Below are 21,458 nucleotides of genomic sequence, written 5' to 3' on the forward strand. Positions count from 1 at the left end.
TTGTGTTCGTCAAGCAGTGAATGATGTTCTTTTTCTGCTTGTGACCGTGAGCGGCTTGCCCCGTGTCAGTGGATGCGCATTATAGGGAGCCGCGATTTTTGCGCAAGGGCTTTTTTGTGAAAAACAGCACTTTGGACTGCGTTTGCTCATACTCCAAGCAAAAGCACAGCTTAGCCACAGGGTTACACACAAGATCAAAGTGAGACCGCTTATTTTTTGGTCATATTTCACCCAGTTTGTTCAATGCAATAATCCAATGATCACATTTTTTGCTTATTTCTGCTCGTAAGCTTGCCATATGAGGCTATGCTAACTTTGATACAGTGCTGTAAGTCGTAGATTTCTTTGATGAAGTCGTTATTCAACAGGGTTATGGCACAGCTGATATCCATTTCCTATGAGATTAGATTGCCAATGAAGCTATCCCGATTTCCCGTTTATATTCAGTCGACCGCCGCCGCCCTGGTACTTGCCTTGATCGGCTATGTACTGATTTCCATGGTTAACCCTGCACTCGATGCCTCATTACTGTTTGCCTTAGGGTTGCTGCTCGGCGGCTTCTTGATTCCCCTGGTGATCCGCCCCCCTCAAGCAGAGGAAATTCCCACCACAACCCTTTATGTAGGTAATTTGCCCTACCGTGCCAACGAGGCTTCGGTGCGGGCTCTCTTCGAAACCTTTGGTCAGGTGTTGTCGGTGCGTTTGATGAAAGACAAACAAACCGGCAAGCGCCGTGGCTTCGGCTTTGTCGAAATGCCGGCAGACGCCGCCCGGGCGGCACAGGCGGCGCTAAACGACTCAGAGTTCCAGCAACGGACCCTGAAAGTCAGAGAAGCCAACGAACGTAAAGAAGAAGAGGGGGATGAAGAAAAGCAGCAATAATACCGACGATTGGCTCTCAAGGTGTAAACAGCTGCAACTCACCAAATCCTTCCACATTAAAGGCCCGGGCTTGTGTCCGGGCTTTTTCGGTGGCGGCGGTGCAAAAGATTTGCCCCGCCGCCATTGCCTGGCTTTGAAGACAACCATCCAGCAGATTGCTGACCCTGCGGGCAATGGCCTGACCGGAGTCCACCAAGGTTACATCAGGCAACAGCTGCTGAATTTCCTCTGACAACAATGGGAAGTGGGTACAACCCAACACCAGGGTGTCGGGCCCGCCCTCCCCTTGCCAGGGTGCCAGTATGCGGGCTAAACGCGCCAGCACGACCGGCTCTCCCGCCAGTTTATCTTCTGCCATCTTGACCAGCTCGGTGGTACCCAGCAGGCTGACGTCGAGATCGGCGGCAAAGTTTTGGATCAGCTCGGCGGTATAACGACGGGCCACGGTACCCGGGGTGGCCAGCAGCCCGATCCGGCCCTTTCCCTGCCGGCGGCTGTGCTCGGCCGCCGGCTTGATCGCCGGCACCACACCCACCACAGGGATGGAGAGTAGCTCCCTCAGGGCGGGCAACACATGGGTGCTGGCGGTATTGCAGGCAATCACCACCAGATCGACCCTGTGCTGCCGGGTAAAGGACTCGAGCAACTCCACGACCCGAGCAACCAGCTGCTGCTCGCTCAGCTCGCCGTAGGGGAAACAGGCGTTATCGAACAGATACAGATACCGATGGCCGGGTAAGGCCTTGCGAACTTCGCGATAGATGGACAGACCGCCCATACCGGAATCGAAGATAAGAATGGTTGCCACTGGCTGCCCTCGAAAAATCAGCCGCTATGATAACGCCAATCGGGCGGATCAAAAAAGCCGGCGCAGAGGCCTAATGCTGTTCAGTTAAGGGGAGCCTTCATCTACCAAGTCGACCGTTGGCGTCATGGATGACGCCGCCGAGCCCCCAGGGACGGGATTTCGGCAAGTCGGCGTGTGGAGGAGGACTCCCCTTTTCATCTTCAGTGAACGACATTGAGCGCAGAGACCGGCTTGTATCAATCAGGTAAACATCAGGACAAGGTATCCCACACCAACACACAGCAAGTACATCCATGTATGCTCGTCGATGGCATCCATGCCATCGACGGTTGGCTTAGAGAACACCTTGTCCTTCTTCATATCCCGCAGTGTTAGAACTCAAAGTTCCGCCACAAACTCAGAAGCGATAATCGGCGCCGATATAAAGCTCCATATCGGGCGCATCGTAGCTGTTGACTACCTGATAGTGCTTGTCGAACAGGTTGTTGATCTTGCTATTCAACGTCAGCTGCTGGGTCAGCGGGTAACGGGCACCGATATTCCAGATGGTATAGGATGGCAGCATTACATTGCCAACATCGGGGCGCTCTCCCACATACAGGGTCTGAACAAACAGGTTGGTATTGGCAACATCAACATCACCGGTCCAGCTGAACTTACGCTTGGCACGACGTAACAACTGCTCATCGTTATTGTTACGATCCTGCGCATCGGTATATTCCAGCACCACCTTATGATGTACCAGACCCGTTTCAGCCTTAACGACAAACTCAGCGCCTTTAATCAAGGTGTCGGTATTTCTTGACGAATTAACGACACCGCCATCAAATATAATCAGGTTATCGATCTCATTCCGATAGAGATTCAGCTCCCAACCGAACAAATCATAGTCACCGGAAACGCCCAACTCCCAGTTTTCGGACTCTTCAGGTTTCAAGTCAGGATTACTGAAACCTGGAAAATAGAGATCATTAAAACTGGGTGCGCGATAGGCCGTACCATAGCTTAAGGTAGACTTGTGCGCGTAGGGCAGAGCCAATGAAACAGCACTCTGCCAGGTGCCGTGAGTACCGAACTGTTCGTTGTCATCGACCCGACCGGTCAGTTCAACAGAGACTGGGGACCAGGTATGGAAGATCGAGGCATAAACGCCGGTATTATCCCGATTGGAGGCAGCGAAGGTTTGTCCAAAAGAAGTGCGTGACTTGCTTAACAGGCGTTCTTGCTGCCAGTCCACGCCGGACAATAAGTAGCCGTTTTGAGAATACTGGAACTGGCCCAAGCCCCCTAGCCGCGTTATAGCAGTGGAAATATTAGCGGCGGTGGACTTACCCATGGTATCCCGCCAGCTTCTCAGCTCGGTTTCGCCATAGCCGGCATCAAAGCGGACATAAAGCTGTTCATCGGAATAGCTAAGGGCTCCATCCGTCTGGTAGGTTTGCCTTTCGCTCTCATTAGCGGAAGTACCAAAATCAAAGGCATTGGTGAAATCAAACTCTGATTTGTTGTTCCAACCCATCAATGAAGCATCGGCAGTCCAGTTATCATCGATGTTATGGGTCAATCCCAACTGGCCATTAAACTGCTCGAACCCATCTCTGTCCGGCTGCATCTCTGCCGGCCTGATATCGTAGCCCCGGGTTTCCCGGTAGCCACCGGCCAGTTGCAGGTGGGTGTCTTCACCGAGCCACTGGTTGGCGGAAAGGTTACCGTCGTAATAGTCATGGCTGCCGGCCGTTGCGCTGACAGCCACTTCGTCGGCATCGGAGGTAGTTACCAGGTTGATCACCCCGCCGATGGCGTTGGCGCCATAGATGGCCGCCCTGGGTCCACGGATATACTCAACCCGTTGGATGCCGCTGACCGGAAACTGACTCCAATCGACACTGCCGGAAACGGACTGGGCAATGGGTCGCCCGTTGATCAGTACCAGGGTATGATCCGACTCGGTACCCCGGGTAAACAAGCTGGTTTGGTGCCCCAAGCCACCGGTCTGAGTTCCGAACTGGATCCCCGGCAATGCGCTTAGCAGCTCGACCACAGACTTGGGCTGTCGCCGTTCGATCTCGGCCTTGGTGATCACCTCGACCGGCGCCAGTACTGTGGCCTTGGGTTGCTTGACCCTGTTGTAGACGGTGATATCGGTGGAATCGGAGGAGTTTTGGGCAAAGACCGCCCACGGCAGCAAGCCTGCTGCCAGCCATTTTTTTGACATTGAATGCTTCCCTAGAACGCGTAGTCACGCCAGCAGGCCCTTCCTGTTGGCTCTTTGGCAGGTATTCGGGCTTGGAGGCTCGGGCCTGAGCCCACCTATGACGACGGCTTCCCACCTTACGGCAGTGCCTGGGTTCCCCTTGTCGCCTTCGTTCCTCCACACCGCTGCGCGCCAGCTCCGGATTCTCACCGGATTCCCGTTTACGCCTGTCGGCACCAAAGCGGGGGCATTATAGGGAAAGCCGACCTGACTGTATATGCATTGGCACCGCACAAAAAAACACAATTCATCATAAAAATAAATATGACGAAGATCTCAATTAAGTGAAGTTTATATATCTACAAAAAATCCCCATTGCTAGGCTGGCTCCACGTGGATCAGGCTATAAATAAAAACAAAACCCCACATGGAGAAGAGACAAGATGTCCAACGATAGCAAGCAGCCCAGCCGAGGCCTGCACGAGTTGTATGGAGAAGACCCGATCAAGGCTGATGAACTGGTATGGAACCGTGAGACAGATCCAGACAGCCGCCGCGGCTTCCTGAAGCGCAGCGGCCTGCTCGCCATGGCCACCGCCCTGGGCGCCAGCATCCCCTTCGCCAACAATATGCCGGCCGGCCTCATTCCCGCCGCCTTCGCCCAGTCAGACGAGCCCTTTAGCCTGCCGGGCAAGGAAGGCCTGACCATACTCAACGACAGACCCATCAACGCCGAAACCCCGCCCCATCTGCTGGACGACGAAATCACCCCGGCAAAGCATATGTTTGTCCGCAACAATGGCCTGCTGCCCAATATGAAAGACCTGGACCCGGCCGGCTGGACCCTGGAAATCGCCGGCGAGTCCTGCGAAACCCCCACCACTTTTACCATTGCCGAACTGAAATCCCGCTTCAAACACCATACTTACCAGCTGACGGTGGAATGCGGCGGCAATGGCCGTAGTGAATTTGTACCGGCTGCCAGCGGCAACCAGTGGACCACAGGCGCCGTCGCCAGCCCCACCTTTACCGGGGTCCGGCTGCGTGATGTGCTGGAAGCCTGCGGCATTAAAAAAGATGCGGTCTATATCGGCTACTATGGCGGCGATCTGCATCCCAGCGGTGATCCCAGCAAGGAGGCCATCTCCCGTGGCGTACCCATGTCCAAGGCACTGGAGGACGAGACCCTGATCGCCTGGGCCATGAACGACGAAGACATTCCCTACCTGAACGGGCATCCCCTGCGCCTGGTCTGTGGTGGCTGGCCCGCTTCCACCTCGGGCAAGTGGCTGAAGAAAATCGTCATTCGCAACAAAGTGCATGACGGCAACAAGATGGCGTCCCCCTCCTATATGGTTCCCAAATACCCGGTGGCGCCCGGCACTCAGGTGCCGAATGAAGATATGGAAATCATCGAATCCATGCCGGTGAAATCCCTGGTCACCTTCCCCAAATCCGGTATCAGCCACAAATTGGGTGAGCCCCTGCAGGTACGCGGCCATGCCTGGGCCGGGGATCTGGAGGTGAAAGAACTGTTTGTGTCCATCGACTTCGGTGCCAGCTGGCAGAAGGCGAAGCTGAAAGCCCCCGTCAATCGCCTAGCCTGGCAGCATTGGCAAGCCGAGCTGGAATTTCCGGAACCCGGTTACTATGAGATCTGGGCCAAGGCCGTCGACGATGAGGGGCAAGCTCAGCCCATGGTGGTACCGGGCTGGAACCCCAAGGGCTACCTCAACAACGCCTGTCACCGCATCGCGGTGCAAATTGTCTAGGAGGTCGTGATGGCACACCCTGCCGCCTTAGGTTTGTTACTGCTGGGGCTGACCTCGACGTCAGCCCTGGCCGCGGAACTGGATCCCCAGACCGGATTCAAGATAGCACCGGGTTGGGAAACCGTGCGCAATAACTGCACCGCCTGCCACTCCTCCCAGCTGGTAACCCAAAACAGCGGTAGCCGGGAACACTGGCTGTCGCTGATCCGCTGGATGCAGGATAAGCAAGGCCTGTGGCAGTTCGACGCCAATACCGAACAGACCATCCTGGATTATCTGAGCAGCGAATACGGCCCCAAGGCTGACGCCCGCCGCCCGCCACTGCGGGCCGATCAGCTGCCGGAAAACCCCTATCGTCAGCCGGCGCAGACTCAGTAGTTGATGCTGATATAGGGCACTTCCTCGGTGCCCAGCCGAGCCTTGATAAAAACGGTCAGTACAAAAAAGAAGTTGGCCAGCACATTGGCAAAACGGGGCAGGGTTTCATCGAAACGCCTGCCCTCCTCCTCCAGCCGCACCAGCATGCGCACTATCTTCTTGCCGGTACAGCGGCACAGGTGCAATTGGGGCACCGGCGCCGGCCCCCTGGGCAGCACAAAACCGTTCACCCGCCCGCTCGTCGCCTGCTGATAATGGCTGTACCTGTCCTTCAGCCAGACGATATCCTGTTCGAAGATACCATTCTTGCCCCGCACCGAACCATTGAGGTGATAGATCAGTGGCTGCAACCGTTCCAGATCGGCCCTGATCTCGTCAAAGCCTGCCGGCAGCAGCGACAAGACCACGCCGATATGGCAGCACAGTTCGTCGGTAAGGATTTCATAATCACAGGTGAGCCGGGTCTCGAAGATAAAGGGATAACACCACTCACGCAGATCCTCTGGTTTTTTACGCCGCATCATTTTCTCGCCTTTCCGGTAAAGCGCCAGTCTGGCAAAAGGTGTCGCCCGGAGCCAGTTATTTCCGGGCTGGCCATAAACTGGACAAATTCGCCGCAGGCCTTAGAATTTGCGCTCCGTTTTAAAGAGAGGCTAGTCATGAGCACAGAGGTCAACCCGCAAACTTACCAGGCACAGTTGGATGAAAAGGCCGAGCGGCTCCGGAACTGGTTCGCCCCCTTCACCCCGCCGATGCTGGACGTGTTTGCCTCCGAGCCCGAACATTACCGGATGCGTGCCGAGTTCAGGGTCTGGCATCAGGGCGATGACCTCTACTACATCATGTTCGATCAGGCCACCAGGCAAAAATACCGGGTCGATGCCTTTCCCGCCGCCTCCAGCCTGATCAACCAGGTGATGCCCCTGCTGCTGGCAGCGCTCAGGCCCGACCCGGTGCTGCGCCGCAAGCTGTTCCAGGTGGATTTCCTGTCCTCCCTGAGCGGCGAGCTGGTGGTCAGCCTGCTCTATCACCGCCAGCTGGACGAGGCCTGGCACAGCGCCGTCCAAGAGGTACGCCGGCAATTGCGGGAGCAGGGGTTCAAGGTGGATATCATCGGCCGGGCCAAGAAGCAGAAATGGGTGGTCGGCCAGGACTATGTGGTCGAACGGCTGCAGGTCAACGGCCGCGAACTCGTCTACCAACAGGTGGAAAACAGCTTTACCCAGCCCAACGGCAAGATGAACGAACAGATGCTGGGCTGGGCGCTCGACATCACCCGAGGTGCCCAGGGCGATTTGCTGGAGCTGTATTGCGGCAACGGTAACTTTTCGCTGGCGCTGGCGGCCAACTTCCGCCGGGTGCTGGCCACCGAAATCGCCAGCTCCTCGGTCAAGTCGGCGCAATACAATATCGCCGCCAACGGCATCGACAACGTCACCATCTTGCGGATGTCAGCCGAGGAATTCACCCAGGCGATGCGCGGTGTGCGTGAGTTCCGCCGTTTGCAGGGCATCGATCTGAACAGCTATGAGTGCAACACCATACTGGTGGATCCGCCCCGGGCCGGATTGGACGAGGACACCGTCAAGCTGGTGCAGGAATACGACAATATCCTCTATATTTCCTGCAACCCGGAGACCCTGCAACAGAACCTGGAGACGCTGTCCCAGAGCCACAACATCAGCCGCTTCGCCCTGTTCGACCAGTTCCCCTATACCCATCATATGGAAGCGGGCGTTTACCTGACCCGCAAAGGTTAAAGCAAGAAAAGAGCCGGCAGGCTCTTTTCTTTTAGTAAACAAGCACCGTTTTTGCGAGAGCCCCGCTCGGGGCTATTAAGGATAATATCCGCAACGGGGACACCGCTTCTGCAGCCATCACCGCGGCTATTTACGCCGCCAGCTGCCGTTGGCCAGCTGGATATACTGCCCCTGGGGGGTACGCTCTATATTCAGTTGGCCGGCACGGCTCTGTACCACGGCCAGGCTGGTATTATTACGCCTGGCGATGTCCTGATAGCTGGCCAGCCGCTTCCTGTTGATATCCTCCACTATGGCATTGACCTCTGAGGTCGCGGTGACGGCGCCGACCAGGCCATTCAACTGCTCACCAATCAGCCCCTGCTGCTTGGCCTGCTGTAAGTCCAGCGCCCATACCGACCAGCTCAGGGTAGTCACCAATAACAGTACAAACCAACGCATAGGCCCTCCTTAGAACAGCTCTTCTTCTTCGCTAAACAATTGTTCCAGCTCGCGGTCGACCTTGATGCGGATCTCGTGGTCCACCTTCACATTCAGGTTTACCGTAATCGGCTTATCCGGCACCACCACCTCAACCCTGGGGGTGCAGGCCGTCAGCCCAACCAGGCTCATCAAGAGCAGCATCTTCATGGTCACTTCTTCTCCCCCTGTAACCGGGACGGCAAGCTTTCACTGATATCGTGTGCGAATCTCAGGCTCGTCAACAACTGTAACAGGTTTTCCTCATGGTGATAATTCAAGTTCACCGGGTGGTCTTGCCCCATCACGGGCGCATGCCCCACCAGACGGCTGTCGATCACCGCCTCGCCGGTGGGCATCATGCTGATACTGGCATCCAGCCGCTCGTAGCGCAGATCCTTGAGCATGCCCAGGGTCAGCGCCAGCGACAGGTTGTCTTCTGCCGAGACCAACAGCTCCGCCTCGGCCTGGTAAGACAACCAACCGTCCCGGCTGTACATACGACCATTGCTGACCGATATCCCCTGCCGATAGCTGAAGGGCAACCGGCCATGCAGGCGGCCGTCTCCCGACAGGCCGGTGACCGCCACCTGGGTCAGCACCAGTGCCAGGGATATGTCGCTGAGATGCAACTCCCCGCTGAACTCGCTGCCCAGCGCCATCGGCGACACCGCCAGCTGGCCCCCCAACAAGCGGGCGGTTAATCCGGATAACCAGGGCTGGCCCCGCTCAAGGCGGAAGGCCGCATAGATATCCGACACCTCGACACCGGGATGGATACGAGCTATCGACAAGCTGTTAGTACCCTGGCTACGCCAGCCCGTTTGGCTCCAGCTGAGATCCAAATGGCCGGACGCCCCCTCGGCCATGACCCCCCGATAACTAAAATCGCTATCGGCAACCGACATCGACAGTCGTATCGGTAACTTGGGGTTAAGCAAGTCGGCGGCATTGAGGGAAAAGGTCAGCTCACCCGTCTCCAGCTCGAAGCCGGCCGGCACCGCCAGCCAGCCGGCCAACCATGCCCAAGCCTCCGGCAGGGACAAGGTCTGCTCCGCCACCGTCAACGCCAGTCCCTGGGGGCGGTAGCGCCAGTGGCCGAGCAGCGACAGCTCATGCCCCAGGCGGGCGCGGATCTGCCCCTGGTGATCGTCTAGCCCAGCCATATCCAGCAGGACAGCCTGCACCGGCAGTCGGGTTTGCTTCCAGCTCGCCTGGGCCCAGTCCAACTGCAACTCCAGCGCTTCCCGGGTCGACAGGGCCCGCCGCGGGGTAATACGCAGCTCCCGGATATCCGCATCCTGCCAGCGCAGCCGCGGCACCGTCAGGCTGGACCCGGGTAATATCTGCCAGCCTTGTGGACCAGATACGGCCTGCACCGCCAGCTGCCAGTCGCCCTCCACCGGAGACGGCAGGCCGCCACTGGCACGCAGCGCCAAGGGCTGGCCGGGTAACCATTCGCCAGACACCGCCACCACCTTGGGTAACAACGGATGCAGGGCACCGGCGGGCACATCGCCGCTCCAGCGCCAGCCGTCTCCCCAGGGCTCCAGCAGCAGGCGTAACTCACCCGGCCCGGTCAGCCACTCCAGCTCGATACGTTGTGCCAGGTGGCGCAGTTTGGCCGCCCCCTGCACCCTGCCTTGGGGCAGGTGCAGGGTCAGCATATCGACCTGGAAATCGATGGGTGGCAGGGTCATCAGCAGGGACAGGACCTCTTGCTCGCCCTCGCTACCGACACCGCCGCTGCGGGCACAGGTCAGATCAAAGCTCAGGCTGTCGGCATGCCCCTGGAGCCGCCCATCGACCAGGGTCAGCCGCACCCCATCGGCTCCTTCCCGGGGACAGGCCGGCACCCGGCTGGTCTGCAGCTCAAGCTGGGCCCATAGCCAATCCGGCGCCGGTGGCAGCGCCTTCGCCCAGCTGCTCACCAGCAGCAGTAACGGCGCAAACCAGCACCTTATATTCATCGTCACCCTTCACCCCACCAAAAAATGCATGATTTGGCGTCAATTGTTACCATGCTCAAATCAGCTGCCCCGCCGGCTGCAATAATTAAATGAGAAAATAGAGGAGACCGGAGCATGGACCAATTCGTGTTATGGGGCATCATTGCCTTTGCCGTCATCGTGCTCGGCCGGCGGCTGTATGTCTATTTTCACAATAATAGGCAATCCCATCACAGCCTGAGGGTGCGTATCGCCGGTAAACACAAGCGGCAATACCGACCGCGACGGAGCAACGAGCAGACCGGTGCGGTACCGAAAAAATGTGATTATTACGTCAGTTTCAGTCCCCTGGACGGGGGCACCGAACAGGCCTTCAGGGTAAGCGAGCATTTATTCGAGCAAATGCACGAAGGCAATACCGGCGTACTGGTCATACAGGGCAGCCGTTTTATTGCCTTCGAATCCGACGACGTTATCCTGGATAACGACTGAATACCGCGGTCTGGCCATCCTCGCTAAAACTCAGCACCTCGTAGGGGGTCCCCGGTATATCCATGCCGGGTGCGCTTTGCGGCATCCCTGGTATGGTCAGCCCCTGCACCGCCGGCCTTTGCTCCAGCAAGCGGCGCACATCGGCGGCGGGCACATGGCCTTCGATCACATAGCCGTCGATCAGCGCGGTATGGCAGGAAGCCAGCCCCTGCTTCAAGCCCGCCTCGGCCTTGACCGGTGCCAGATTATCACTGTTGATCACCTCCAGCTCAAAGCCTGCGGTGGTCATATGCTCGACCCATGCCTGGCAGCAGCCGCAGGACTCGGATTTATAGACCGTCATCTGCGCCGCCAACACGGGCCCAGCCAGCAGGCTCCAACCCAATACACCCCATGCTGTTAATTTCATCTGCTCCTCCTCGGCACAACCATACCGGTAAAATAACCATCCTCGATAAGCTAACACATTTCCAGAACCGGGAATTGACCTGCCTCAGTATTCAGGCCAGTGGCAACAGGTTATGCTGGCACGACTTCAACGCTATCATGCATGTAAACTCACATATTCACCGGAGCCTGCCTATGTCCTACCTCGCCGTCAAACACGCCCATATGCTGTTTGTCATGCTCAGTCTCACCCTCTTTATGCTCAGGGCCTGGCTGGCGGTGCCCTCTCCCGCCCGGAGCCAGCACAAGGTCCTGAAAATAGTACCGCATATCAATGATACTCTGCTGATAGGGTGCGGTATCTGGCTGGCGATACAAATCCACCAGGTTCCCTTTGGCAACAGCCCCTGGCTGACCGCCAAGGTCATCGGCCTGCTGCTCTATATCGTGGTGGGCACCATCGCCATTAAACGGGGCAAGACCCGGGCCCAGCGCCTCGCCGCCGCCCTGACAGCGATCGGACTGTTTGCCTATATCTATGGGGCTGCCATCAGCAAATCCCCCCTGTCCTGGCTGGCACTGTAAACAGAATGGCGGGCCCGAAGCCCGCCGTGCACTACATCAGGGGGTGATCACCGGAAACACCGGAAATTCACCCTCTGCCAGCCAGTTCCACTCGCTTTCCTGATACAGGGAGTTGGCGGATCTCGGATCCAGCATCAGCGCCGCAAGCGGCCCCATCGGCTGGTCCGTCGGCACCAGCAGATCGCCCGCTTTCAGCTCGGCGCTTTGGGGGCTGGTCCGCACCACCGCCTGCAGCTTTTCACGCACCCCCGGTCTGGCCTTGGGCTGAACGGCCAAGCGTTCGATGACCAGCCGTTCTATGGTCACCCGCCGCGGCGCTTCGAGCACCTCAAAGGTGATATGGTGACGCCTGAGCCAGTCGGCCATCCGCGCCTGCTCCCGGGTAATGCCGTAGGCCGCCGCCAGTTTGACCGGCTCCTCGGCGGCAATGGCATCGTGATTGGAGAAGCTGTGCATTTTTCGCTTGCCATCTTCCATCCGCACCAGGGGCAGGGACACCACGGGTTCGTGCTTATTCACTTCGAAACCCACTCCCATCCACAGGATCTGGCCGTCGTCGGCCGCGGAGCGCCACCGCTGCCTGGCCTGGCGTGACAATCGGGTCACCCGGTCCGCCTCGTCGGCGATCAGCCTGAGCATCTGCTCCATGCTGAGCAGCTGTTTGCGCACCCGCTCTACGATATTGCGCGGCGAATCATAACTGCCCTGCTTATTATCCAGACGATTCTCGACCAGGATGGAGATCCGTCCCTGCATGGCCGCGTAGTTACGCAGGTTGGTAATACCCAGCCCGCCCCGGGCCACCGATTGCTTGATGTCGGTGATCTCGCCCCGGTAGCGCACCGCCGGCAATCCCGCGGTCGACACCCTTTCCAGCAGGGCAGGCAACAGATACTGCTCGGTATAGGTACGCAGCTCGCCGTCGATATTCGGGTTGTTGCCCATGTCAAACTGGGCATCGACATCGGTCAGATAACCCTGTTCCTTGGTCAGTATCCGTTTCCAAATTCCGGACTCGTGCGCGTCGTACACCACGTCCGGCTGGAAAGTATGCAGGGCATCCACCAGCAGCCGGGTCTCACCGGCGTTCAACGCCACATAGTCGATATTGGTGTTATCCATGGTGGCGTTGTAACGGGAAGAAAGATCCCGACCGTCCGGGTTGGCCATGGCCACCAGCACCAGATTGAGTTTATCCAGCAACTCATGGTGTTCTCCCATCACCAGCTGTCGCGCCAGCAGCTGTATCGCCTCGGCACTGGACGGCTCATTGCCGTGCTGGGAACCCAGTAACATCACGGTCGGCTTGCCCTGTTGCGGAGCAAAGCCGGTCAGGAAGTCATCCGAATTCGACATCAGCAGCGCCTCAATGGGCCGGCCACCGGCGGATTTACCCAGCTCGACCAACCGTGCCCGGGGCGACAGCTCGTCCAACACCGCCAGGTAGGCGCCGATTTCCTGGCTGCTGGGCAAGGCTTGCTGCGCAGATTTCTCAAAGGGGCTCGGGGGAACCGGTCCAGCCCAGGCCAGGCTGGCGCAGAACACTAACAGACTCAGTAGTACCTTCATGATTTTCCGATAAGCTGGTTGTAATTCAGATACTTATAGTCCCAAAGCAGGGAGTCGCGCAACAGGATTCGTGCGTCAGGATCAGACCATAAACGGAAGCATGTAGAAAAATGGCGACAGTCACCGGCCAAAAACTTGCGACAAAACTTGTCACAACCTGAGCCTAGGATACAATCATCCCGAACGAGAGGGCATAACCATGAGTAAGAAACTGCTGAGACAACTGACCCTGGCACGCTGTGTTCCTTATCGTCCTTACAAGCTGACGGCTCGCCAGCTGCAAGAAAAACTGGAAGAAGAAGGCATCCAGGTAAGTCTGCGCACCGTACAGCGGGATCTGGAAGAAATGTCAGGTATGGGTTTATTTGACCTGACCTCCGATGATCGCAGCAAACCTCACGGCTGGTGCTTCGAACGTAATGGTTTGAATGACTTCGCCAACTTCATGCCGCTGTCGCTGGCCATGGCGCTGAAAACCTGGAACGACCAGGCGGCCGAGTTGTTGCCCGCCAGCGTACTGGCGGAACTGAACCCGATCATTGATAAAGCGTCGCAGGTGATCAAAGACAGCCAGAGCGAACTGGCCAGCCGCTGGATGGAAAACGTGGTCCAGCTGTCCAAGCCGTTCCCCGGCAACCCGGAGATACGCAGATCCACCAGCATACGCGACGCCATGTGGCGCGGACGCAAGTTCAGTGCCGAGATCAAGCGGGTGATCAAGGGTCGTACCGTCTGGTTGCGCTACGAACAGGTGAACCCGCTCGGCATCGTCAGCCGCAAAGACGGCCCCATGCTGCTGTGCACCGTATCAGACATGGATCCCAAGATTTACGGCATCCCCTTCGAGCATATCAAGGAAGTGGAGCTGACCAGCCGTCCCGTGACCCAGCCGAGGGAGTTCAGCGTCAGCAAGCTGATCCGCGAGAAAGGGTACGAGGAAGAGGCCGAAACCATCCACTTTGTCGGCCGCATCACCCATCAGAGCCGGGCGGTACTGGAAGACTCCATTCCGGGCCACAATCCGCGGCTGACCCGCTACGACAAACAGAGCGTGATGGTCGAAACCGATGTGAAAGATTCACCCGAGTTTCGCCGTTGGTTAACGGATATGGCCGGCAAAGTAGAAATTCTGGCGCCGGAGTCCCTTAAAGACTCTTAATATATTACCTTATAGGCGTGACCCTCAGGGGCTGACTGGTTCAGCCCCTGTTTTTTTAAGTGCGGAGCACGGGATGAACGATTTCATTTTTACTCCGGTAGAACCGGAAATTGACGCTATCCACATCAAGGTAGTGGGTGTGGGTGGCTGTGGTGGCAATACCGTCAACCTGCTGGCCGACAGCGCCCTGCCCGAGCATGTGGATATCATCGCCATGAATACCGATGCCAAAGCCCTGCAACAAAGCCAGGTAGGCATCATGCAGCTGGGCAAGGTGTTGACCCGGGGCCTGGGTGCCGGGGCCGAGGCCGACATAGGCCGCCAGGCGGCGGAAGAGAGCCTGACCGAGATCCGCGACCAGCTCAAAGGCGCGGATTTATGCTTTATTACCGCCGGCATGGGCGGCGGCACCGGCACCGGCGCCGCCCCCGTGGTGGCCAAAGCCGCCCGCGAGCAAGGCATCATGACGGTGGCCATCGTCACCCGTCCATTCGGCTTCGAGGGCAAAAAACGTGCCCGCGTCGCCGAACTGGGGCTGAATGAGCTCAGTGAACACACCGACGCCCTGCTGGTGCTGCCCAACGACTATCTGTTAAAGGTCCTGGGCGCCAACACCCCTCTACTGGCCGCTTTCAGCGAAAGCAGCAGGGTCATCCAGAATGCGGTCAAAGGGCTCGCCGATATCATCGGCCAGACCGGGCTCATCAATATCGACTTTGCCGATGTGCGCACCATCATGCGCCAGCAAGGCAAGGCGGTGATGGGCATCGGCCTGGGCCATGGCGACAACAAGGTGGAAGAGGCGACCCTACAGGCGCTGAACAACCCCTTGCTGGAAAAGGTTGAGCTGGCACGTGCCAAAGGCGTGCTGCTCAATGTGGTGGCCTCACCCGATATCGGCCTGGATGATTTCCAGAAGATCGGCGATCGGGTGGCCGACTTTGTCGGCGAAGACACCACTGTGGTATCCGGCATCAGCCTGGATCCCGCACTCACCGACAGCCTGCAGGTGACCCTGATCGCCACCGGTATCCAGCCGCCACAGGAACTGGTCGCCCCGACCAGGACCCAGGCCGAGGCGTCGCCCACAGAGCCCGAGCAGAGCCCCCAGGGGCTGGATATTCCCGCCTTCCTGCGACAGCGTCACTAAACGAAAAGGGCAAGCCGGTAACGACTTGCCCTTTTTGCTGATCCGGCACCCGGGCTCAGCGCCCCTCGGCTACCCGTCTTGTGTCCGGCTTAGCCAAACACATTCAGGCACCAGGTGATGGCCGGGATCGCCACTATGTCGATCAGCACGGCACCGCACAGAGGCGCCACGATGAAGGCCTTATGGGAAAACACCTTATAGCGGTCACACACCGCACCCATGTTGGCCACCGCATTGGGCGTCGCGCCCAGACCATGGCCGACAAAACCGGCACAGAGTACGGCGGCGTCATAGTTATGCCCCAGCAGCCGGAACATCACGAAGATCGCCAGCAATACGATGGCGACGGTCTGCAGTACCAGGATGATCAGCAAGGACCAGCCCAGATCGGCCAGCTGCCACAATTGCAGGCCCATCATCGCCATGGTCAGGAAGATCCCCAGGCAAAGGTCGCTGATCACATTGATGGCATTGTCCGGGATCGTCACCAATGAAAACTGCTCGTTAATATTACGCAGGATAATGGCGATAAACATGGCACCGACATAAGAAGGCAAAATGATATCCAGGTGTTCCCGCATGTTGGCGCTCAACCACAGGCCGGCCACCATGGTGCACAACACCACAGACACCACCTTTAACAGCAAGGCGCCGGTGATGGTCGCGTGGGTCGGCCTTTCCGACTGTTGCAGCACTTCCAGCTCATGAACCTGCTCCGCATGAATCTCTATCTTATGGCGGGAGATCAGCAAGCGGGCAACCGGCGCGCCCAGCAGGCCTCCGGCCACCATGCCGAAGGTTGCCGCCGCCAGGGCCGCCGTGGTAGCTCCGATCACGCCCAGGGCTTCGGCCTCGGGACCGAAGGCCGCCGCCGCGCCAAAGCCCCCTTCCAGCGATACCGCGCCGGCCATCAGTCCCAGCAGGGGATGCTCACCCAGGAGGGTTGCAACGCTGATGCCCAGGCCATTTTGCAACAAGGCCAGGCCCCAACAGGCCACCAGGTAGACACCCAACGCCTTGCCGCCCTTTTTCAGCAGCGCCAGGCTGCCGCCCAGGCCGACGGTGGCGAAAAAGGCGATCATCAGCGGCGTCTGCAACGCCATGTCAAACTTGAACTCCACGCCGGCAAAGCTGCGCGCACCCAAGGCGAACAGGGCGAAGCCGAAGCCGCCCAGCACCGGGGCCGGCACACACAGCTGGTTGAACAAGGGCACCATGCGTTGCAGGCCGATGCCCAGCATCAGCAACAGCGAGGCCAGCATGGTGGTGGTCATCACGTCGAGGGTCACTACAGTCATTCTATCTTCCTATCAGTATCCATTCGGTCCGCACCGTTCAGCGGGCGAGACGTTCCAGTAGACGCGCCGCAACGCGGGCGGTCTGGCTATGTTGATCACAGTCGGGGTTTAGTTCGGCGATATCCGCCATCAGTACCTTGTTGCTGCGCTTCAGCCGGTCGATGGCGTATTCCAGCAGGGACAACTCCATGCCCCTGCCGGCCGGTGCACTGACACCGGGTGCCACCTGGCCGGGCAGCACGTCCAGGCAGAGGGTGACATACAGGTAGTCCGCCCCGGCCGCCGCCTTGTCGAGCGCCACGATCAGGGGGGACAGGTCCCAGCCGTTCAGCTGCTCATCCAGCACAACCTCTGTATCCAACTGGCGGGCCCGATCGAACAACGCCCGGGTGTTGTTATTCCGGCTGACCCCGATACAGGTGTATTGAAACGGGATCCCCATTTCCTCGCAGAGCGAGGCACACTGATTAAAGGGCGTGCCCGAACTGGCCCTTGCAGACTGGCGCAGATCCAGGTGCGCATCGAAATTGACGATGCCGATACGGGGTTTGTCGTTGTGCCGACCAAGATGGTCGACCAGTCCCCTGAAGCTGCCGTAGGCAATTTCATGACCACCGCCCAGGCCGATCACCCTGTGCCCTTCGCCTAACCGGGCGGCCACCTGCTCAGCGTATAACTGCTGGGCGATTTCCAGTTCATCGTCACGGCAACTCACATCACCGCCATCGTATAACGGATCGGTCAGGTGCCAAGCCAGGTTGGCAGCGGCCGCCCGCAGGGCTGCCGGCCCACCGGCCGCGCCGCTCCGGCCCAGGTTGCGCTTTACCCCAGCATCACAGGCCAGCCCGAGCAATACCACCCCGGGCGCCTGTGGTGCCGACACCGGCAGGATCTGCTGATGCCAGCGACGGGCAGCACTTCCTTCCTCACTATCGATACGACCCTGCCACAGGCTCATATCGGCCGGGTTGTAGCCGGTTTTTGCTTTCATCTCCTCACTTCCTACCATTATTTCTTTAGTGCAACATGGATCCCAAACGGGCCGCGGTTTCACAGGTCCACCGCAGCCATTGTGCGGCCCCGCTGTCGGCCCGTTCGGCCGGCGCCATCAGGCTGATGGCACCCAGCAGATTGTCCCGGGAGCCGAAGACAGGGGCGCTGACGCCCCATACCCCAGGGTCTATTTCCCCTTCGCTGACGGCATAACCCTGCTCGCGGATGGTCGCCAGGGTGCCGAACAGCACTGCCCGTTCGGCCTGCGCCAGGTCCGCCAGCGCGTGGTCCCGTTCATCGTCGGCCATAAACGCCAGCAATACCTTGGCGCTGGCGCCCTGCAGCAAAGGCTGGGACTGGCCTTTTTGGTAGCAGCAGCGCAACGGCTGTGAGCTGTCGATCATCTCCACACATAACACCCGGTCGCCGGTGGCCATCATCAAAGCCGCGCTTTCACCACTGCGCTCCGCCAGTTGCTCCAGCAGCGGCCGGGCCCAGGTCAGCAGGCTGTTGCGCTGCTCGAAGCCCACCGCCAGCTGGACTGCCATGGGCCCGGGCGCATACCTGCCGACCTCCCGTTCCTGCACCAAGGCCCAGCGCGTGAGGATAGACAGGTATCTATAGGTGCTGGACAACGGCAGGCCGGTCAGCTCTGCCAACTCCCGAGCCGTGATCGGCGCGCCGACCGCCGCCAGGGCCGATAACAACGCGAAGACCTTGTCTTGCGATCCGATTTTCTTGTGCATCATGGTTCCTGCATTTTGCAGGTGCTAAAAAATGTCGCACCCTGGATGAAAAGTAAACATGAATTCCCATAATACGAGAATATTTTTTTATTTTTTATTGTTTTTTCTATTAATGCGGTAATAACTAGATATTGCAGACCTGTTCTAAAAGAGCGGTTTTTACCGGCCAAGCCGTTGAATGGAATAGCAAAATAAAGATGCAGAAGGACGCCGTGGGAGCATAAGCGGACATGGGAACGGAACAAGATCCGTATGAAGCAATTCGCCGTTGGAGAATGCGCACCAAAAGAAAAAGGGCAAGCCGATAAGGGCTTGCCCGGATGAAGAATTCCAGCTGATTATTCGAGTCACCAACCCGAATAACTGTACTTCGAAAGCAATCTAGGGTCTCGGGCGACATTTAATCTCTAAAAACCATAAAACCCCAGCATTGATTGTTCATTGTTTGATATCGCTCCCGTTATTGCCGTTTTGACTGCGAAAACCGTGAAGCCACTCACGTATCTACCGCCACATCGACCCATACCAGCCGGTGATCGGAGCTGGCACGGCGATCCGGCCAGCCCCATTTATCCCAGAATAAATAGCCCAGCGGGTGAGCGGGCGGATACCAGTACACACCACTGGCCAGGGCCCTTAAGCGCCGGCTGGGCAACACATAGTCAAGCCTGAGTCCCTGGCTGTGGGTCCAGTAGGCCGGGGATCCCTGCCGCCCAGTCACCCCTTTCAGCCCATAGCCGCCGAGAGAAGCCGGGATCCGGCTGCCCCTGGCGACCTGGTAATTTAACGCCGGGCTCGCCAACAAGTTCCCGATAGCCGCGCGAAACCCGTCGCCGTCATTGGGATCGGCGTTCAGATCACCCAGCAGCACAAAATCCGCATCGGCCGCCAGTCCTCCCGCCAGCCCCCGGTCATCCACCAGATAAGCCCCCCTGTCGGGATGGATATAGTCCTGAAAAAGCCGCAGCTCATCATGATTACGGCAGCTGTTGCGGCGCTCGGGACCTTCGTCAATCGGCGGCGCCGGATGACAGGCCAGCAAATGCAGCTTGCGGCCATTGGGCAAGCGCACCGGCAGATCGACATGGTTTTTGGATGACAGCGGCAGAAAACGCAAGGCTTCACCGGTGAACCAAGGCCCTTCAGGGCCCACGGGCAGCCGGGCACCGGGCATGTCTTGCCACAGGAAATGCTGAAAACTGCGCAGATCATCCAACAGCAACGGCCAGCGCGACAGCACCGCCAGACCATACTGACCATGAAAATGACCAAAACCCAGACCGTCTTGTGGCAGGCGGGGCAGCGCTTGCCCAGTTAAAGATACCGGCGCCAACTTGCCGGTATTGGTCGGTACCAACCAGCGGTACGGATAATCGAGGCCGGGCACATCTTCGCCGCCCCGGGCCAGGAAGCCATCGCAGAACAACCGCAGGTGGCCGTCATCCCGGCCATCGCCGTCATGATCAAACTCGCTCAGCAACACAATATCCGGCCTGACCCGCTGCAGGATCTCGACCAGCTGGCGGATTTGCCGGTTACCACCGGCGGACAACTCCGCGGCCAGCACTCCTGGTGCGGCCCGGTCCAGGGCCAAGTTAAAGCTGGCGATACGAATTCGGTGCAAGGGGTTCAATAGCAGGCTTGCCTTTAGCGCTCAAACTGTCATCATCGGTGGACTCACGCATCTTTTTCAAGGATGAAAATAATGTTTACCATACTACTTTTTACGTCTTTGGCATTATTCAGCCTGCTCTACTTGCTGCGGCGGCGGCAGGAGAGCTTCTGCATCGTGCTGGAAGGTATCCAGATCCACGTGGAACGGGGCAGACCGCCCCAGGCCTTGCTCAGCCACTGCCAGCAGCTGCTGCAGGACTCCCGGACCCTCAAGGGCACCATCCGCGGCATCAAGAAAGGGGCGTCCATCAGTCTCAATTGTTCGCGTAGCATTCCCATCGCCTACCGGCGGGAGATACGGCAATTCTGGCAGCAGCAGCTACAGGCGCTGTAGCTTCGGTCAGAACATGTCTTGTCTGTCGGGGGAAAGAACCGGCCGGCTGAGGCAAACGGAATTTTGGCTGCGGTTTCCCTTGACCCCGTTGTCGTTTAACGCTTTGCTGAACCAAGTACCCCCTGTTGGAGAGATATTGTGATGAAACTCACCCCCCTGCTGCTTTGTACCCTGCTGGCCGCCTGCGCCGGCAAAGACACCGCCAATGCAGACGGCAAAACGCCCGCCACGACCCGGGACAACCAGACATCCACCTCCCAGCAAACCGCTCAACAGCCCGTGCCGAAAGGGGAATTTACCCAGATTGATGTCAAACGCTCCCAAGCGGTGATGGATCAGATTACCGAGGGCAACACGGAGTCCATTAACACTGTGCTGCAACAGCCCAACGACTATGCCCCGCCGGTGCTGTATCTGGTCTCTGCCATCATGTTCGACAATGACTACCAGGATCAGGCGGTGTTCTGGTTTTATACCGCCCAGCTGAGGGCCCGCAGCGACGCCAACAAGGCAATGGATAAAACCACCCACAACGCGATCAACCAGCTCAACCAGCAATTCGGAAGGCGCATCATCCCCTACGCCACCAGCAACCCGGACAGGCTGGCCGCCATCGTCAATCAGTCTCTGGAGTGGGACAGCAAGCAATCCCGCAACTATGATCCGCGCTGGATTGCCCTGACGGGTAAAGACATCCTGACCGAAACCAAGGTCAACTTCGCGCCCAAGGACAAATGGGCCGAAATCGACGCCCTGACCCGCAGCCAGTACCGGCAGGGGTTGGAACAGGCGCTGGCAGAAGTGCGCAAATCCGCGGAGCAGTGATCCCCGAACCGGCCGGCACCTGAGCTGAACGGGGCGCCCATGCG

22 protein-coding genes and 1 riboswitch are annotated in these 21,458 nt (G+C 58.4%); of the genes, 10 read left to right on the forward strand and 12 right to left on the reverse strand.

Annotation, left to right across the window (positions count from 1 at the left end):
* The first annotated feature begins 414 nt into the window (after positions 1-414).
* On the forward strand, positions 415-882 hold the full coding sequence (locus tag ABD806_RS17415; protein ID WP_344960190.1) for an RNA recognition motif domain-containing protein: 468 nt from the start codon (positions 415-417) through the stop codon (positions 880-882).
* A gap of 16 nt (positions 883-898) precedes the next feature.
* Here ABD806_RS17415 and murI read toward each other — a convergent pair whose 3' ends face one another.
* Together murI and ABD806_RS17425 are read right to left on the reverse strand one after the other, a co-directional pair.
* The gene (gene murI, locus ABD806_RS17420) at positions 899-1,690 is read right to left on the reverse strand and encodes a glutamate racemase (RefSeq protein ID WP_344960091.1); all 792 of its coding nucleotides are present in this window, start codon (positions 1,688-1,690) and stop codon (positions 899-901) included.
* Positions 1,691-2,087: 397 nt separating this feature from the next.
* Positions 2,088-3,905 carry a TonB-dependent receptor domain-containing protein gene (locus ABD806_RS17425; RefSeq protein WP_344960092.1) on the reverse strand — a complete coding sequence of 606 codons (1,818 nt, stop codon included), beginning with the start codon at positions 3,903-3,905 and terminating at the stop codon, positions 2,088-2,090.
* Between the two features lie 39 nt (positions 3,906-3,944).
* Positions 3,945-4,140, reverse strand: a riboswitch (cobalamin riboswitch).
* Between the two features lie 187 nt (positions 4,141-4,327).
* Here ABD806_RS17425 and ABD806_RS17430 point away from each other — a divergent pair.
* Positions 4,328-5,656 (forward strand): sulfite oxidase, encoded by a 1,329-nt coding sequence (locus ABD806_RS17430; protein ID WP_344960094.1) that lies wholly within the window; start codon positions 4,328-4,330, stop codon positions 5,654-5,656.
* Between the two features lie 9 nt (positions 5,657-5,665).
* The gene (locus ABD806_RS17435; RefSeq protein ID WP_344960095.1) at positions 5,666-6,034 is read left to right on the forward strand and encodes a hypothetical protein; all 369 of its coding nucleotides are present in this window, start codon (positions 5,666-5,668) and stop codon (positions 6,032-6,034) included.
* Here the strand turns inward: ABD806_RS17435 and ABD806_RS17440 are convergent.
* Positions 6,028-6,555: an ATP--cob(I)alamin adenosyltransferase gene (locus ABD806_RS17440; protein ID WP_344960191.1), complete on the reverse strand. Its 528-nt coding sequence runs from the start codon at positions 6,553-6,555 to the stop codon at positions 6,028-6,030. The genes ABD806_RS17435 and ABD806_RS17440 overlap by 7 nt on opposite strands.
* Before the next feature lie 138 nt (positions 6,556-6,693).
* Here ABD806_RS17440 and trmA point away from each other — a divergent pair, with 138 nt between their 5' ends.
* Positions 6,694-7,794 carry a tRNA (uridine(54)-C5)-methyltransferase TrmA gene (gene trmA, locus ABD806_RS17445; protein ID WP_344960096.1) on the forward strand — a complete coding sequence of 367 codons (1,101 nt, stop codon included), beginning with the start codon at positions 6,694-6,696 and terminating at the stop codon, positions 7,792-7,794.
* Positions 7,795-7,920: 126 nt separating this feature from the next.
* Here the strand turns inward: trmA and ABD806_RS17450 are convergent, their stop codons facing one another.
* From ABD806_RS17450 to ABD806_RS17460, 3 genes are read right to left on the reverse strand one after another with little or no spacing between them, the layout of a single operon-like run.
* Positions 7,921-8,235, reverse strand: a complete 315-nt coding sequence (locus tag ABD806_RS17450) for a YdbL family probable chaperone protein (protein ID WP_344960097.1) — start codon at positions 8,233-8,235, stop codon at positions 7,921-7,923.
* Positions 8,236-8,244: 9 nt separating this feature from the next.
* The gene (locus ABD806_RS17455; RefSeq protein ID WP_344960099.1) at positions 8,245-8,424 is read right to left on the reverse strand and encodes a YnbE family lipoprotein; all 180 of its coding nucleotides are present in this window, start codon (positions 8,422-8,424) and stop codon (positions 8,245-8,247) included.
* Between the two features lie 2 nt (positions 8,425-8,426).
* The gene (locus ABD806_RS17460; RefSeq protein ID WP_344960100.1) at positions 8,427-10,223 is read right to left on the reverse strand and encodes an intermembrane phospholipid transport YdbH family protein; all 1,797 of its coding nucleotides are present in this window, start codon (positions 10,221-10,223) and stop codon (positions 8,427-8,429) included.
* Between the two features lie 114 nt (positions 10,224-10,337).
* Between ABD806_RS17460 and ABD806_RS17465 the strand changes: the two genes are divergently transcribed.
* Entirely contained in the window at positions 10,338-10,694 is a 357-nt protein-coding gene (locus ABD806_RS17465) for a DUF2500 domain-containing protein (protein ID WP_344960101.1), read from the forward strand.
* Here ABD806_RS17465 and ABD806_RS17470 read toward each other — a convergent pair.
* On the reverse strand, positions 10,675-11,103 hold the full coding sequence (locus ABD806_RS17470; RefSeq protein ID WP_344960102.1) for a DUF411 domain-containing protein: 429 nt from the start codon (positions 11,101-11,103) through the stop codon (positions 10,675-10,677). The two genes, ABD806_RS17465 and ABD806_RS17470, sit on opposite strands and share 20 nt — an antisense overlap.
* Before the next feature lie 173 nt (positions 11,104-11,276).
* Between ABD806_RS17470 and ABD806_RS17475 the strand changes: the two genes are divergently transcribed.
* Positions 11,277-11,666, forward strand: a complete 390-nt coding sequence (locus ABD806_RS17475) for a SirB2 family protein (protein WP_344960104.1) — start codon at positions 11,277-11,279, stop codon at positions 11,664-11,666.
* 36 nt (positions 11,667-11,702) lie between these two features.
* On the opposite strand, the gene ABD806_RS17480 is transcribed toward ABD806_RS17475, so the two are convergent.
* Positions 11,703-13,235, reverse strand: coding sequence for a M14 family zinc carboxypeptidase (locus tag ABD806_RS17480; protein ID WP_344960105.1), 1,533 nt, complete (start codon positions 13,233-13,235; stop codon positions 11,703-11,705).
* Positions 13,236-13,434: 199 nt separating this feature from the next.
* Between ABD806_RS17480 and ABD806_RS17485 the strand changes: the two genes are divergently transcribed.
* Together ABD806_RS17485 and ftsZ are read left to right on the forward strand one after the other, a co-directional pair.
* On the forward strand, positions 13,435-14,394 hold the full coding sequence (locus tag ABD806_RS17485; protein WP_344960106.1) for a helix-turn-helix transcriptional regulator: 960 nt from the start codon (positions 13,435-13,437) through the stop codon (positions 14,392-14,394).
* A gap of 73 nt (positions 14,395-14,467) precedes the next feature.
* On the forward strand, positions 14,468-15,544 hold the full coding sequence (gene ftsZ, locus ABD806_RS17490; protein ID WP_344960107.1) for a cell division protein FtsZ: 1,077 nt from the start codon (positions 14,468-14,470) through the stop codon (positions 15,542-15,544).
* Between the two features lie 89 nt (positions 15,545-15,633).
* On the opposite strand, the gene gltS is transcribed toward ftsZ, so the two are convergent.
* The 4 genes from gltS to ABD806_RS17510 all read right to left on the reverse strand — a co-directional run bounded on the left by gltS (position 15,634) and on the right by ABD806_RS17510 (position 20,214).
* Complete coding sequence (gene gltS, locus ABD806_RS17495) at positions 15,634-16,842, reverse strand: sodium/glutamate symporter (RefSeq protein ID WP_344960108.1); 1,209 nt, start codon at positions 16,840-16,842, stop codon at positions 15,634-15,636.
* 37 nt (positions 16,843-16,879) lie between these two features.
* The gene (hutG, locus tag ABD806_RS17500; RefSeq protein WP_344960109.1) at positions 16,880-17,833 is read right to left on the reverse strand and encodes a formimidoylglutamase; all 954 of its coding nucleotides are present in this window, start codon (positions 17,831-17,833) and stop codon (positions 16,880-16,882) included.
* A gap of 25 nt (positions 17,834-17,858) precedes the next feature.
* A complete protein-coding gene (locus ABD806_RS17505; RefSeq protein WP_344960110.1) occupies positions 17,859-18,581 on the reverse strand; it encodes an IclR family transcriptional regulator in 723 nt (240 codons plus the stop codon).
* Positions 18,582-19,077: 496 nt separating this feature from the next.
* A complete protein-coding gene (locus ABD806_RS17510) occupies positions 19,078-20,214 on the reverse strand; it encodes an endonuclease/exonuclease/phosphatase family protein (protein WP_344960111.1) in 1,137 nt (378 codons plus the stop codon).
* Between the two features lie 72 nt (positions 20,215-20,286).
* Here ABD806_RS17510 and ABD806_RS17515 point away from each other — a divergent pair, with 72 nt between their 5' ends.
* A complete protein-coding gene (locus ABD806_RS17515) occupies positions 20,287-20,589 on the forward strand; it encodes a DUF3634 family protein (protein WP_344960112.1) in 303 nt (100 codons plus the stop codon).
* Between the two features lie 141 nt (positions 20,590-20,730).
* Positions 20,731-21,414, forward strand: a complete 684-nt coding sequence (locus tag ABD806_RS17520; RefSeq protein ID WP_344960192.1) for a hypothetical protein — start codon at positions 20,731-20,733, stop codon at positions 21,412-21,414.
* Positions 21,415-21,458 lie beyond the last annotated feature (44 nt).

It is taken from the genome of Zobellella aerophila (genome assembly GCF_039539325.1).
GTDB classification, from domain to species: domain Bacteria; phylum Pseudomonadota; class Gammaproteobacteria; order Enterobacterales; family Aeromonadaceae; genus Oceanimonas; species Oceanimonas aerophila.

Coding starts and splice junctions, on each gene's coding strand:
- ABD806_RS17415 (WP_344960190.1), top strand. CDS start 415: ATGAAGCTATCCCGATTTCCCGTTTATATTCAGTCGACCGCCGCCGCC.
- ABD806_RS17425 (WP_344960092.1), bottom strand. CDS start 3,905: ATGTCAAAAAAATGGCTGGCAGCAGGCTTGCTGCCGTGGGCGGTCTTT.
- ABD806_RS17430 (WP_344960094.1), top strand. CDS start 4,328: ATGTCCAACGATAGCAAGCAGCCCAGCCGAGGCCTGCACGAGTTGTAT.
- ABD806_RS17435 (WP_344960095.1), top strand. CDS start 5,666: ATGGCACACCCTGCCGCCTTAGGTTTGTTACTGCTGGGGCTGACCTCG.
- ABD806_RS17440 (WP_344960191.1), bottom strand. CDS start 6,555: ATGCGGCGTAAAAAACCAGAGGATCTGCGTGAGTGGTGTTATCCCTTT.
- trmA (WP_344960096.1), top strand. CDS start 6,694: ATGAGCACAGAGGTCAACCCGCAAACTTACCAGGCACAGTTGGATGAA.
- ABD806_RS17450 (WP_344960097.1), bottom strand. CDS start 8,235: ATGCGTTGGTTTGTACTGTTATTGGTGACTACCCTGAGCTGGTCGGTA.
- ABD806_RS17455 (WP_344960099.1), bottom strand. CDS start 8,424: ATGAAGATGCTGCTCTTGATGAGCCTGGTTGGGCTGACGGCCTGCACC.
- ABD806_RS17460 (WP_344960100.1), bottom strand. CDS start 10,223: ATGAATATAAGGTGCTGGTTTGCGCCGTTACTGCTGCTGGTGAGCAGC.
- ABD806_RS17465 (WP_344960101.1), top strand. CDS start 10,338: ATGGACCAATTCGTGTTATGGGGCATCATTGCCTTTGCCGTCATCGTG.
- ABD806_RS17470 (WP_344960102.1), bottom strand. CDS start 11,103: ATGAAATTAACAGCATGGGGTGTATTGGGTTGGAGCCTGCTGGCTGGG.
- ABD806_RS17475 (WP_344960104.1), top strand. CDS start 11,277: ATGTCCTACCTCGCCGTCAAACACGCCCATATGCTGTTTGTCATGCTC.
- ABD806_RS17480 (WP_344960105.1), bottom strand. CDS start 13,235: ATGAAGGTACTACTGAGTCTGTTAGTGTTCTGCGCCAGCCTGGCCTGG.
- ABD806_RS17485 (WP_344960106.1), top strand. CDS start 13,435: ATGAGTAAGAAACTGCTGAGACAACTGACCCTGGCACGCTGTGTTCCT.
- ftsZ (WP_344960107.1), top strand. CDS start 14,468: ATGAACGATTTCATTTTTACTCCGGTAGAACCGGAAATTGACGCTATC.
- gltS (WP_344960108.1), bottom strand. CDS start 16,842: ATGACTGTAGTGACCCTCGACGTGATGACCACCACCATGCTGGCCTCG.
- hutG (WP_344960109.1), bottom strand. CDS start 17,833: ATGAAAGCAAAAACCGGCTACAACCCGGCCGATATGAGCCTGTGGCAG.
- ABD806_RS17505 (WP_344960110.1), bottom strand. CDS start 18,581: ATGCACAAGAAAATCGGATCGCAAGACAAGGTCTTCGCGTTGTTATCG.
- ABD806_RS17515 (WP_344960112.1), top strand. CDS start 20,287: ATGTTTACCATACTACTTTTTACGTCTTTGGCATTATTCAGCCTGCTC.
- ABD806_RS17520 (WP_344960192.1), top strand. CDS start 20,731: ATGAAACTCACCCCCCTGCTGCTTTGTACCCTGCTGGCCGCCTGCGCC.